Genomic DNA, 13,614 nt, shown 5'->3' with positions numbered 1-13,614 from the left:
CGTCAACGATGCATCTTTCGACCGCGGCGCTGGACGGATAACCGGGACCACCCGGAGAAACGCCTGATGAGCGAGCTCTATTACAACGCCGTACCTAATGCGACCCGCGTCGCACCGCCACAGGCCGAACCACGGCACTACCCTGATACGAAACCTGAACGGGTCTACCTGTTCGGTACCTGCGTGGTCGACCTGTTTTATCCAGAAGCCGGCATGGACGCGATTCACCTGCTCGAACGCGAAGGCATTCGGGTTGAGTTCCCCCAAGGGCAAAGCTGCTGCGGGCAACCGGCCTACACCTCCGGTTATACCGATCAGGCGCGTGAAGTCGCGCGGGCACAACTGGCATTGTTCTCCGGTGATTACCCGGTGGTCGTACCGTCCGGCTCATGCGCCGGCATGCTGCGCGAGCACTACCCGGACTTGTTCAAGGACGAGCCGGAAACCTTAAAGCAGGTCCATGCCCTCGCCGCCCGCACCTATGAACTGGCGGAGTTTCTGCTGTTCGTGTGCAAAGTGAAGCTCAAGGACAGTGGAGCAACGATCAAGGTTGCACTGCATACGTCCTGCTCGGCACGCCGCGAAATGAATACCCATTTGCACGTCCGGGAGCTGTTGTCGCAAATGGTCAACGTCGAGCGGGTAGACCACAGTCACGAGAGTGAATGCTGTGGTTTTGGCGGAACGTTCAGCGTACGCATGCCGGATATTTCCGGGGCCATGGTCGCGGACAAGACACGTGCGTTAAAAGAGTCGGGCGCGCATCAAGTGCTGACCGCCGACTGCGGCTGCTTGATGAACATCAACGGCTCGCTGGAGAAACAACGGGAATCGCTACGCGGCCAACACGTGGCCACTTTCCTGTGGCAACGCACCGGAGGTGGACAATGAACACGCAAACACTGATCCCCACCGTTGAGGTACACGAAGATTTCCGCGCCCGAGCCCACAAAGCCCTGGGCGACAGCCAACTGCGCAACAACTTCCGCACCGCCATGGACTCGCTGATGACCAAGCGCGCGGCCGCGTTCAGTGATGCTGACGAACGTGAACGTCTGCGCACCTTGGGCAATGCGATTCGTGCACGCGCCCTGTCCAAGCTGCCCGATTTGCTTGAGCAGCTCGAACGAAACCTGACCCGTAATGGCGTGAAGGTGCATTGGGCTGAAACGGTAGAAGAAGCCAATGACATCGTCCTCTCGATCGTCGAGGCTCATGAAGCCCGGCAAGTGATCAAGGGCAAGTCGATGGTCAGCGAAGAAATGGAAATGAATGATTTCCTCGCAGACCGCAACGTTGAATGCCTGGAATCGGACATGGGCGAATACATCGTCCAGCTCGACCACGAGAAACCGTCGCACATCATCATGCCGGCGATTCACAAAAATGCCGGCCAAGTGGGCACCTTGTTCCACGACAAACTGGGCGTGGACTACACCAAAGACGTCGACAAACTGATCCAGATCGGTCGCAAAGTTCTGCGCCAAAAATTCTTCGAAGCCGACATCGGCGTCTCCGGTGTCAACTTCGCCGTGGCTGAAACCGGCACTCTGTTGCTGGTCGAAAACGAAGGCAACGGCCGCATGTGCACCACGGTTCCGCCGGTGCATATCGCCGTGACCGGCATCGAAAAAGTCGTCGAGAACCTACGCGACACCGTCCCACTGCTGTCGCTGTTGACCCGCTCGGCGCTGGGCATACCCATCACCACGTACGTCAACATGATCTCCGGTCCACGCAAAGCCGATGAACTGGATGGCCCGCAAGAAGTGCACCTGGTGCTGCTCGATAACGGTCGCAGCCAAGCGTTCGCCGACAGTGAACTGCGTCAGACCCTGAACTGCATCCGCTGTGGCGCCTGCATGAACCACTGCCCGGTCTATACCCGCATCGGCGGTCATGCCTATGGCGAGGTGTACCCAGGCCCTATCGGTAAAATCATCACCCCGCACATGGTCGGCCTGAACAAAGTCCCGGACCACCCCAGCGCTTCGTCGTTGTGCGGCGCCTGCGGTGAAGTCTGCCCGGTAAAAATTCCAATCCCGGCCCTGTTGCGTCGCCTGCGCGAAGAAAACGTCAAATCGCCGGACGCGCCGAATAAAGTCATGCGCGGCCAGGGCAGCAAATACTCACGCACAGAACGCTTTATCTGGAATGCCTGGTCGCGCCTCAATAGCTCGCCAGCGCTGTACCGTCTGTTCGGCTTTTTCGCTACCCGCCTGCGCAACTTGACCCCAGGCAGCATCGGCCCGTGGACGCAGAATCACAGTGCGCCGAAACCGGCAGCTCGCTCGCTGCATGAGCTGGCCCGTGAACATTTGGCCAAGCAGTCGATAGAGAAGCAACCGGGAGCCAAGCGATGAGCGCCAAACAAAACATCCTCAACAAGCTGCGCCACAGCCTGACCGGTGCCACGCCGATTGCCGACAACTTCGACGAAGACCTGGTGACCACCCCGTGGAGTTACGCCCCCGAACAACGGCTCGCGCAGTTGCGCAAATTGATGGAAGCCGTGCACACCGAAATCCATCTCAGCACTGAACAGGGCTGGCCGGAGTTGCTCGGACAATTGGTGCATGACCGTCAATTGCCGAGCCTGTTGATCGCGCCTGGCACGCCCCACGGTCGACGCGTCACCGAGCATTGGACTGTGCACCCCGAGCTACCGCCGCTCAAGGCCTATGACCGTGCGGTAGAGGCGTGGAAAACCGAGCTGTTCGACGACACACCCGCCAGCTTCACCACCACCTTGGGCGCCATTGCCGCCACGGGCAGCCTGATTCTATGGCCGACCCGCGAAGAACCGCGCCTGATGAGTCTGGTGCCGCCTGTACACTTCGCCCTGCTCAAGGCCAGCGAAATCTACGACAACTTTTATCAGGTCCAGCAACAACAGAACTGGGCAGCCGGCATGCCAACCAACGCCCTGCTGGTGTCCGGCCCATCAAAAACCGCAGACATTGAACAGATCCTGGCCTACGGCGCTCACGGCCCGAAAGATCTGGTGGTACTGATTCTGGAGGATGCATGAGCCTGCCCGCTGTATTCCTGCGCGGAGCCGAGCGCCTGATTCCCAAAAACAGACGCTTCGACGATCCGCTTTCAACCCTGGCCTTCGGCACTGATGCCAGCTTCTACCGGCTGATCCCGAAACTGGTGATCCGCGTCGAGTCCGAAGACGAAGTGGTCGCGCTGCTCAAGCTGGCTCAAGCTGAAAACGTGCCGGTGACGTTTCGGGCTGCAGGCACCAGCTTGTCCGGCCAGGCCATCAGCGATTCAGTGCTGATCGTACTCGGCGACAATTGGAACGGCAGAGAAATTCGCGGTCAGGGCACGCAGATCCGCCTGCAACCCGGGGTCATTGGCGCCCAGGCCAACGCTTGGCTGGCACCGTTCGGGCGCAAGATCGGGCCGGACCCGGCGTCAATCAACGCCTGCAAAATCGGCGGCATCGTCGCCAACAATTCCAGCGGCATGTGCTGCGGCACCGCGCAGAACACCTATTACACCCTTGCCGGGATTCGCCTGGTATTGGCTGATGGCAGCCGCCTGGACACCGAAGATTCCGCCAGCGTCGCCGCGTTTCGCGAGAGCCACGCCGACCTGCTGGAACAACTGGCCCGACTCGGCCGCGAGACACGTGCCAACAGCGCACTGGCCGCAAAGATTCGCCACAAATACCGCCTGAAAAACACCACCGGCCTGTCACTCAATGCCCTGGTGGATTTCGATGAGCCACTGGATATCCTCAGCCACTTGCTGGTCGGCTCCGAAGGCACCCTCGGTTTTATCAGCGCGGTCACTTACGACACCGTCATCGACCACCCGTACAAAGCATCGGCGCTGATCGTGTTTCCTGACGTGGAAACCTGCTGCACCGCCGTCACCGTCCTAAAAAGCCAACCGGTGGCCGCAGTCGAACTGCTGGACCGACGCAGCATGCGATCGGTGCAAGACAAACCAGGCATGCCCGCCTTCGTCCGTGAATTGTCGGAAAACGCCTGCGCCCTGCTGATCGAATCCCGCGCCGCCTCCCAGCCATTACTGCATGAGCAGCTCGCGCAGATCATGGCTTCGCTGGCCTCATTCCCGGTGGAAAAGCAGGTCGACTTTACCGAAGACCCCGTGGAAAACGCCCGTCTCTGGGCTATTCGCAAAGACACCTTCCCCGCCGTTGGCGCCGTGCGTAAAACTGGTACCACAGTGATCATCGAGGACGTTACGTTCCCGGTCGAACAACTGGCGATTGGCGTGCGTCGACTGATCGCGCTGTTCGACAAGCATCACTACGACGAAGCGATCCTGTTCGGCCACGCGCTGGAAGGCAACCTGCACTTTGTGTTTACTCAGGGGTTCGACAGCCCTTCGCAAGTCGTCCGTTATCAAGCGTTCATGGACGACGTCACGCAACTGGTGGCCGTAGAGTTCGGCGGCTCATTGAAAGCCGAGCACGGCACCGGACGCAACATGGCGCCCTTTGTCGAGCTGGAATGGGGCAGCGATGCCTACCAACTGATGTGGCAGCTCAAACGGCTGCTTGATCCTAACGGCATCCTTAACCCGGACGTGGTGCTCAGCACCGATCCGCAGATCCATTTGAAACACCTTAAGCCGCTGCCTGCCGCCGACGAGATCGTCGACAAATGCATCGAGTGCGGTTTTTGCGAGCCGGTGTGTCCGTCCAAAGGGCTGACGCTGAGCCCACGACAACGCATCGTGATCTGGCGCGATATCCAGGCGAAAAAACGCGCGGGCATCGACACCACTGATCTGGAGCGCGACTACCACTATCAAGGCATCGACACTTGTGCCGCGACAGGGCTGTGTGCGCAACGTTGCCCGGTCGGGATCAATACCGGCGAATTGGTGAAGAAGCTGCGCAGCCGCGAAGCGACCCATGGCAAAACTGCGGACTGGCTGGCCCATAATTTCAAGACCGCGCTGCAAGGTGCGCGCTTCACGCTGCACGTGGCCAACGGTGCGCGGATGCTCTTGGGCGCTCCACGCCTGGCAAAAATCTCCGCGGCGCTGAGCAAGGCGTCGTCAGGTCGCGTGCCGCAGTGGACCGCCGCCATGCCGCAGCCGGAGCGGGCCATTCGTTTCAGCCCGCCGATCAATGATCAGCGTCCACGTGTGGTGTACCTGGCGGCCTGCGTATCACGCGTCATGGGCCCCGCTGCGAGTGACCGCGAACAGATGTCGCTGCTGGACAAAACCCGTGGGCTGCTGGAGAAGGCCGGGTATCAGGTGGTCTTCCCCGACAATCAGGACAGTCTGTGCTGCGGGCAACCCTTTGCCTCAAAAGGCTACAACGAGCAAGCCGAGGATAAACGCCAGGAACTGCTCGCAGCCTTGATCAAGGCCAGTCGCGGCGGTCTCGACCCGATCTATTGCGACACCAGCCCATGCACCCTGCGCCTGGTTCAGGACCTGAAAGACACGCGCCTGGACCTGTACGACCCGGTGCGCTTCATCCGCACTCACCTGTTGGACAAGCTGCACTTCACCCCCCAGCAGGAAGCCATCGCGGTGCACGTCACCTGCAGCACCCAACACTTGGGCGAGAGCCAGGCCTTGATTGAGCTGGCGCGCCTGTGCAGCCAGAATGTGGTGATACCCGAAGGCATCCATTGCTGCGGCTTTGCCGGTGACAAGGGCTTCACTACGCCAGAACTGAACGCGCATTCATTGCGCACCTTGAAAGACGCGGTGCAGTACTGCAACGAAGGTATTTCCACCAGCCGGACCTGTGAAATCGGCCTGTCACAACACGGCGGTATCGATTACCACGGCCTAGTTTATCTGGTGGACCGAGTGACTCAAGCCAAGTCTGCGTAGGCCCCCCCTGACGGGGCCCACACGCCCCGTCTGGACGCCGGACGTCGCAAGAACGGCTTTTTCACAGGCAGTTCAAGAAAAAATAGAACCCCTGCGCCAGGTAAGAGTCAATCTATTCAGGCCCTCCCCAGAAGTGAACCGGGCTTACCACAGCGCTCGGGCCATCGGACTCATAGACCGTCCATCCCCGAGTCCACAGGCTAAGGAGACACACATGAAGCGCACTGCACTCACTGGATTGTTCCTCACCGCCGCCCTGTTGGCTTCCCCGGTATTTGCCGCTGATGATCTGTGCGACGCCAATCTGCAGCAGATCAAAGATGACCTGACCACCGGCGCAACCGACATGGGTGACGACACCCTGATGAACCTCAAGGAAGCGCAAAAGGAAGCCATGGCCGCAAAAGCAGCTGGCGACAATAAAAAATGCATCGAGCTGACCGAAAAGGCCCTGGAAGAGGCCGACAAGGGTGAGGACAGGTAAAAGTATTGCCAAGGCCAGCCTTGGGGCTGGCCTGTTTCACCCCGTCGCCTGACAGAAAGTCGACGTCCTCCCTGCATTGAGGTAGACTCACCACTTGACTGCTAGAGCAGTTGTAATTGGGGCCGATTAGGATTCGACGCCGGTCGCGAAACTCTAGGGGCATGCCGAGTTGGTAACAGAACTCGTAAATCCACTGTTGCAACTTCTTATAGTTGCCAATGACGAAACCTACGGGGAATACGCTCTCGCTGCGTAAGCAGCCTTAGCCCTTCCCTCCTGGTCGCTTCGGCGCCAGCAATCACTAGGGGATGTCTGTAAACCCGAAGTGATTGTCATATAGAACAGAATCGCCGTGCAGTATGTTGTGGACGAATCGGCTAAAAATTACACAGCTCGCCCAATGCACCCTGCCCGTCGGGCCGCTGAGGGTTAACTTAATAGACACGGCTAAGCATGTAGTCCCGAAAGCGGAGTACTGGCGGACGGGGGTTCAAATCCCCCCGGCTCCACCACTTTTACATCTAAAGACGTCCACGGACGTCTTTTTTTGTGCCTGAAATCCAGCAAAATCAAGGCTTTAGCGTCTATTAGCGTCCATGGGCGTCCGACACAATCCACGTCATCGGGTATTCCAGATGGTATTCCAAGCCCTTCAGTGGTAATTTTTGGAATACCAATTGATGTCATGGAACACCTCATGTGCGCCCAAGCCACCCGCCTCTCTGACCGCCAGCTCAAAGCGGTAAAGCCGAAAGACAAGGACTACGTCCTCAGCGATGGCGACGGCTTACAGCTGCGCGTGAGGGTCAATGGCTCTACGCTATGGAACTTCAACTACCGGCAGCCGATTACCAAAAACCGCATCAATATGGGCCTCGGCACCTACCCAGAACTCTCGCTCGCTCAAGCCAGGAAGAAAACTGTCGAAGCCAGAGAGCTTCTCGCTCAGGGCATCGACCCGAAAGAACAACGTAGCGAGCTGGAGCAGACAAAAAGACAGGCAACCGAGCACACATTCGAGAACGTGGCGTCTGCCTGGTTTGAACTGAAAAAGGATTCGGTCACTCAGGCTTATGCCGAGGACATCTGGCGCTCGCTCACGCTGCATGTCTTTCCATCGCTGGGAACAACACCTATCTCGCAGATCAATGCCCCGATGGTCATCGAACTGCTGCGCCCTTTGGAAACCAAAGGTAGCCTGGAGACAGTGAAGCGACTGACCCAACGACTCAACGAGATCATGACCTACGGTGTGAACTCGGGAATGATCTTTGCCAATCCGCTCAGCGGCATTCGGGCCGTTTTCAAGAAGCCGAAAAAGCAGAACATGGCAGCCCTCCGCCCTGAAGAACTGCCGGAACTGATGGTTGCCATCGCCAATGCGAGCATAAAAAGGACTACACGCTGCCTGATCGAATGGCAACTTCACACCATGACCCGTCCCGCCGAGGCCGCCACGACCTCTTGGGCTGACATCGATCTCGATAAGAAAACCTGGACGATTCCAGCGGAGCGTATGAAGAAGCGCCGTGCTCACGTCATACCGCTGACCGAACACGCACTTGCTCTGCTAGAGACGATCAAGCCCTACAGCGGCCACAGAGAGTACGTGTTTCCGGCCGACAGAGATCCACGAGATCACTGCAACAGCCAGACAGCAAACATGGCCCTGAAGCGAATGGGCTTTGAAGGTCGATTGGTGAGCCATGGCATGCGCTCCATGGCCAGTACCATACTGAACGAACAGGGATGGGACCCCGAGCTGATCGAGGTCGCACTTGCGCACGTGGACAAAGATGAAGTGCGCAGCGCCTACAATCGTGCGGATTACATTGAGAGAAGACGCCCAATGATGATCTGGTGGAGTGAGCACATTCAGCATGCCGCTACTGGTAGCTTGTCAGTGTCAGCCATTCAGGGGACCAGAGGCCTGAAAGTAGTTTCGATGCGTTAAACGAATAATTGTACCGGTTTGCCCACTGAACTTGCCCCTATCATACCAGCCAAACTCCCCGTTAAATTGATGCCGCCGCCAAGCGCAGAGACTCCCTCGGTGAGCGGTATTTCAACACACTGTGCGGATGCTCCTCGTTGTAATGTTCCAAGGCAATCACCAGGTTTGCGACGGTTTTAGACTGTCAGGTGCATTTAACTCAACAAAATCTCAGTCACACATCACGACCCTGCATCCATCCGCATCAGCCCCCAGACTCCGCAGCTAACCACTCAAGCAGATAGCCTAGGCGCTCTGTTTGATGGTCGCTATGCCCGCGCAATGACTTTCTTCCGACTATCTCTATAGGAACCCTGTACATGACCACTTAATGCCCACGCTGTCATCACCAAGGATTTAGCCAGGAAAGTCGGCGCCCTTATCGGCACCGTCAGTGGCGCCGCCCAAGGGATCACAGGCGCCATGGCCGTGGCAGAGGTTGGTGCGGTCATCGGTCTCATTACCGCTCTCTCAGGTAGTGCGATGACTGTATGGCCGGGGCCATTCTCGGCTGTATAGCGGGTACCAAACTTCGCGAAGTCATCGATGAGCGGGTTTTGGACAGCTACCCTTACCTCGACTGCAATCTGTCGTTTAACGACCGTCACTCCGTTTGATCTGCTCGTCTCCCGCTTGACGCAATTGACCATTGAAGGTCAAACGAGGCGACACACCTTGTCGTACCTAGTCGGCAACCTAGCGCCATTCGACAGCTGCAGGATATTGCTATGCCAGTCTCCCCGCGTCCGTTCACCCTCGTCTGTGCTTACTGTTCCTGGAAAGAAACCATTCTGCCTCTCTGTGATTTGAGAGTGCTCGGCCAAGACTCGTTCATCAGTTGCCCTGAGTGTCATACCCCTTCGCCTGAGCGTCGCGAGGCGAGCCGTCATGAAATTATGAAAACCCGTCTCGAACAATTCCTCAGCCTCAACGAGTAACACTTCAATGTCGCGACACAGGTTGTCGCTCCCCCACCTGCAAAATGATTAAAAAGCCTAAGAGGTCCCAACTATGAAAAATCTGTTTGCCGCCATTGGACTTTGTGTAGTGCTAAAGAAAAGCTACGAACTGTACCGCGAGTACAGCGAAATGAAGCGCGAAAGGGAGACACAACGGTCTTCGACCACCTGAACGAAGGCGCCTAACTGAAGCAGCGTCGCCCCTTCATCTGCCGCGACCATGCTCTGAATAGTGGGTAGCAAAACGCCATCCAGCTTAGTATCATCATGCCACTAGCGCCAGCCTGCCGGCGGTCAGTCGAGGCATAAAACAAGGTAGCCATCATGGCCCAAGCGAAGGATACGCTGCTCAGACTATTCGCATTACTGCGCCTAATCCCCACAGAACCTCAGCACATCGCAACACCCACCCTGCTCGAAAAGCTTCATGACAGAGGCTTCTCTGTAACGTTGCGATCAATCCAGCACGACTTGAGCCGGTTGTCGATTCCATTCTCCTTGCAATGTGATGACAGCGAGATCCCCTTCCGCTGGAGCTTCACGCGGGAGGCGCCACTCAAACTCGAAGACATGGATGCGCCGACCGCACTGGCGCTGTTCCTATCGGAAAGCCACCTCAGCCCGATATTGCCGCAGAGCGTTCTGGACCAGTTGAGCTCTCAATTTCGCCGGGCGCGCAACTTCCTCAGCGGCCTGGGCGGCAACGGGCTGGCGGATTGGGCGAAAAGGGTTCGAACATTACCCAATGGCAAGACTCTGCTACCGGCCCAAGTCAGCGCACACACCTGGGCGCAGGTGTCCGCCGGCCTACCTGAGCCGCAGCAAGGGTGAACTCAAACACTTTCGCCTGCACCCAGCCGGCCTGGTATCGCGCCATGCCGTCAGTTACCTGCTCGCCTCGGTGGATGGCTACAGCGACCTGCGCCAGTTCGCCTTGCACCGGATCAGCGACGTTGCCGTGCTCGACCAGGCCGGTCGGGAGCATGAAAGCTTCGACGTCGATGCCTACATCGCCAGCTGCGTATTCAGCCACCGTGAAGATGAGGCGCAAGTGGAACTGATAGCCGATATACGCCCGCAGATCGCCACATTGCTCAGCGAAACACCCTTGAGCCATCAGCAAACCTTGAGCGGCCCCTCCGAGCAAGGCTGGCACCGCCTTCAAGCAACAGTGCCACTGGACCGGGAAACGCTGTGGTGGATCTTCGCCCTGAACGAAAACATTTGCCTGCACGCGCCACAGGTGTGGGTGGAAGAAATCCGCAGGCGACTGAACTCGATGCAAGCGCTTTACCAGGCCCCGCCGGGCCTGCAGCTGCAACCTGCCTGACACTCCCTCAATCAAAAGGATATTGCCATGCCACTTCCCCTCATTCTAGGCGCCGCGGCATTGTTAAGCGCAGCCTACGGTGCCAAGAAAGGTTACGACGGTTACCAGAAGCACTCGGAAGCCGACGATATCGTCAACGCCGCGAAAAAACGTTATGCCGAGAAGAAAGACGTCTTCGATGTGCAGGAAAAAGCCACCAACTCAGCACTTGAGGTACTGGGCAAGAAAGAGCTGAACATCGGCAAGCAATTCGATGAATTCAAGACTCTTGCCGACACCTTGCTGAAGCAACTCAACGCTGGCCGCCAGAACAAACTGGAAGTCAACATTCCCAAGCATAAATTGCAGAGCATCGCGAGCTACAGCTACACCGCGGTTGCCGTGTTGGGTGCTACCGCCGGAGCAGGCTTTGCCGGTGCTGCTGCAGGCTTTGCCGTGTATGGCGGAGTCATGGCTTTGGGTGCGGCGTCTACGGGCACCGCCATCTCCTCTCTAGCCGGTGTCGCTGCCACTAACGCAACGTTGGCGGCGATCGGCGGTGGCTCTCTCGCCACCGGGGGCCTGGGTATGGCTGGCGGTACCGCAATCCTCGGTGCCGCCGTGGCGGGCCCGGTGCTGGCCATCGCCGGCTGGGCTTACGACAACCATGGGGAAGAAGCGCTCAATAATGCGCGCAAGGCCGATCGCGAAGTTGACAGTGCAGTGACCAAACTGGAAAACGCGCTGCTGCAGCTCAGCAAGGCAGAAGATTACGCATTCGACATCAACGATGTGTTGAAGGCGGTCTACAAGCAGTTCGAGAACTACTTCGAGCACCTCAAGATAGTCAACAGACTCATCGAAGACGTCAGGTCACGCAAGCTCGACCCGCAGACGGAAATGGCCAAACTGGGCGACGCCATTTTGCGCCTGATCAACAACGGCTACGCTCTGGCCGCCATTCTGGTCGACCTGATCACTACACCACTGTTCAGGGTCAAGGAAATCAACGGCAACGTTATCAAAGACAAGAACGACGTGCCAGTGATGGCCACCGATGCCGATGGCTCGATGATCCTCAACAGCAAGCAACTGGACCAGCGGCTCAGCGAAACCAAGGCCAAGGCCACGCTCATTGACGCTGCCTGATACGGTGCGGGACCGAAAGGCCCCGTCCCAACTTCGCACCCTACTCATTCGTCATGGACGCAACTATGCACGCCGCAGCGCAAGACTACCCCTGGGCCGATGAGCTCGAGAAAACCGTCTTCAATAGCCTGGTCACCAGCTTTGGCCTGGACTTCCTGTTGTTTAAGGACCAGAAAGGCGGCGAAGTGGACACCATCCACAACGTGCGCAACAGTGTGTGGGCTACGGATGCGGAAAAGCAGCGTTACGAGCAACGTGGCGAGTACGACTCCAAGCCCTACCATCAGCATGCAAATTACATTGCCAGTGGCAAGCTAGACAAGGCCAAGCAAGCGGCAGGCACGTTGCATGACCCTTATCGCAACACCGTGATGGGCGCGCATGAACAGCGCAACCTGGACCATGTCATCAGCGCCAAGGAAATCCATGCCGACGCCGGACGCGTGCTGGCCGGGCTTGATGGCGTGGAACTGGCGAACCAGAGCAGCAACCTGCAAACCACTCAAGAAACCGTCAACAAATCGAAGTCGCAGACGCCCATCACTGGATATCTGCAGAAGTTGCCAGGTCTGATCACCACCCATGAGAACACACTGGCAAAGGACCGCGAACGCCTGGCGACCTTGCCTCGCGAGACACCGCAGCAACAACATCAGGCCCGCAAGCTAGAAGACACGATCCGCAAGACCGAAATCAAGGTCAACGAACTCAAAGCAGTAGACCCCGAGGCCATGCTCAGGCGCGATGCCGAAGCACGCGCCCCTTATGAGCAGCAAATCCACCACAGCTACTACACCAGCAGCAAGTTCCTGCACCAGACTGCTGGGGTAGCGGGTATGGCAGGGCTGGCCATGGGCACCCGCCAGATGCTCGGGATGGTCATGGCGGAAGTGTGGTTCGAATTGCGTGAGCAATTGCCCGTGCTACTGGGCAAGCTCAAAGACAAATTCAGTTTCGAGGCATTCATAGACAGTATCACCCTGTCGCTGAAAGGCATCTGGCAGCGGGTGCAGGCGCGTTTCAGCGCGTTCCTGATGGCGTTCAAGGACGGTGTATTTGCGGGTGTACTCGGCAGCCTGACGACGACCTTATTCAACATTTTCGCCACCACCCAGAAGATGGCGATCAAGATCATTCGCGAGATCTGGGGCCAACTGGTCAAGGCCATCAAACTGATGATCTTCAACCCTGACCAACTGGGTTTCGTCGAGCTTTGCCAGGCGGTGACTTCGCTGTTGTCCGTAGGCGCGGCCACGGTCGTGGGCACGCTGGCCTACACCCAGCTTCTGCCATTCTGCAGCTTCCCGTTTGGCGGTGAACTGGCGGCGTTTGCCAGCGCGCTCGTTACGGGCGTGGTCACCCTTGGCCTGAACTACTTTTTGCTGCACAGCGCAATGGCGCGAAAGCTTTGGCCTTATATTGAGTCGCTGACGCCACACGCTGGGACGGTGCGGGAGTTCCAGGCCATCAACGCCGAGCTGGACCGCTATTTGCTGGAGCTTAGCCGGCTGGAGTTCAACCTGGACGTTGAGGAGCTGCAAGCCTTTACCCTGGAACTGCACGCCTGCAACGATGAAATCCAGCGTAGTACGGTGTTGCAAAAGGCCGTGGAGTCCCGCGGCATCGAGCTGCCGTTCGAGATGGGTAACTCGGCCAGCACGCGGAACTGGCTGGCCTCGCTGGTATGACGCTAACGGAGTTTCCCTGCACGCAATGCGGGTTATGTTGTCGCAAGGTTCATCTGGCGGAACAAACACGGTATCTAGATCGGGGGGACGGCGCTTGTCGGCACTACAGTGACTGTCTCTTATACACATCGCGTGGTCTGGTTGTAAAAAAAAATGGGGGGGGGGGGGGGGGGGGGGGGGGGGGGGGGGGGGGG

The 13,614-nt window shown here is 58.0% G+C and carries 10 protein-coding genes and 1 other RNA gene; all 11 read left to right on the top strand.

Features of this window, described 5'->3' with window-relative positions; translation table 11 throughout:
• Nucleotides 1–66: 66 nt before the first annotated feature.
• The 11 genes from QN399_RS25220 to QN399_RS25170 all read left to right on the top strand — a co-directional run bounded on the left by QN399_RS25220 (nt 67) and on the right by QN399_RS25170 (nt 13,420).
• Nucleotides 67–891 carry a (Fe-S)-binding protein gene (locus tag QN399_RS25220; protein ID WP_330201849.1) on the top strand — a complete coding sequence of 275 codons (825 nt, stop codon included), beginning with the start codon at nt 67–69 and terminating at the stop codon, nt 889–891.
• Complete coding sequence (locus QN399_RS25215; protein WP_330201848.1) at nt 888–2,363, top strand: LutB/LldF family L-lactate oxidation iron-sulfur protein; 1,476 nt, start codon at nt 888–890, stop codon at nt 2,361–2,363. The genes QN399_RS25220 and QN399_RS25215 overlap by 4 nt, the downstream gene beginning before the upstream one ends.
• Entirely contained in the window at nt 2,360–3,031 is a 672-nt protein-coding gene (locus QN399_RS25210) for an LUD domain-containing protein (RefSeq protein WP_330201847.1), read from the top strand. The genes QN399_RS25215 and QN399_RS25210 overlap by 4 nt, the downstream gene beginning before the upstream one ends.
• Complete coding sequence (locus QN399_RS25205) at nt 3,028–5,838, top strand: FAD-binding and (Fe-S)-binding domain-containing protein (RefSeq protein ID WP_330201846.1); 2,811 nt, start codon at nt 3,028–3,030, stop codon at nt 5,836–5,838. Before QN399_RS25210 ends, QN399_RS25205 begins: the two co-directional genes overlap by 4 nt.
• A gap of 214 nt (nt 5,839–6,052) precedes the next feature.
• Nucleotides 6,053–6,322, top strand: coding sequence for a hypothetical protein (locus tag QN399_RS25200; RefSeq protein ID WP_219063857.1), 270 nt, complete (start codon nt 6,053–6,055; stop codon nt 6,320–6,322).
• Between the two features lie 118 nt (nt 6,323–6,440).
• Nucleotides 6,441–6,834: a transfer-messenger RNA gene (ssrA, locus tag QN399_RS25195) on the top strand.
• Nucleotides 6,835–7,019: 185 nt separating this feature from the next.
• Nucleotides 7,020–8,276 carry an integrase domain-containing protein gene (locus QN399_RS25190; protein WP_330201845.1) on the top strand — a complete coding sequence of 419 codons (1,257 nt, stop codon included), beginning with the start codon at nt 7,020–7,022 and terminating at the stop codon, nt 8,274–8,276.
• Between the two features lie 1,322 nt (nt 8,277–9,598).
• Nucleotides 9,599–10,105 carry a hypothetical protein gene (locus QN399_RS25185; protein ID WP_330201844.1) on the top strand — a complete coding sequence of 169 codons (507 nt, stop codon included), beginning with the start codon at nt 9,599–9,601 and terminating at the stop codon, nt 10,103–10,105.
• Nucleotides 10,020–10,604 carry a WYL domain-containing protein gene (locus QN399_RS25180; RefSeq protein ID WP_330201843.1) on the top strand — a complete coding sequence of 195 codons (585 nt, stop codon included), beginning with the start codon at nt 10,020–10,022 and terminating at the stop codon, nt 10,602–10,604. Before QN399_RS25185 ends, QN399_RS25180 begins: the two co-directional genes overlap by 86 nt.
• Nucleotides 10,605–10,631: 27 nt before the next feature.
• Complete coding sequence (locus tag QN399_RS25175) at nt 10,632–11,732, top strand: hypothetical protein (RefSeq protein ID WP_330201842.1); 1,101 nt, start codon at nt 10,632–10,634, stop codon at nt 11,730–11,732.
• A gap of 65 nt (nt 11,733–11,797) precedes the next feature.
• Nucleotides 11,798–13,420 (top strand): hypothetical protein, encoded by a 1,623-nt coding sequence (locus QN399_RS25170; RefSeq protein WP_330201841.1) that lies wholly within the window; start codon nt 11,798–11,800, stop codon nt 13,418–13,420.
• Nucleotides 13,421–13,614 lie beyond the last annotated feature (194 nt).

Source organism: Pseudomonas sp. 10C3, assembly GCF_036346185.1.
Classification (GTDB): Bacteria; Pseudomonadota; Gammaproteobacteria; order Pseudomonadales; family Pseudomonadaceae; genus Aquipseudomonas.
The sequence above is the reverse complement of the archived record's forward strand: the minus strand, read 5'-3'. Positions and strand labels throughout refer to the sequence as shown.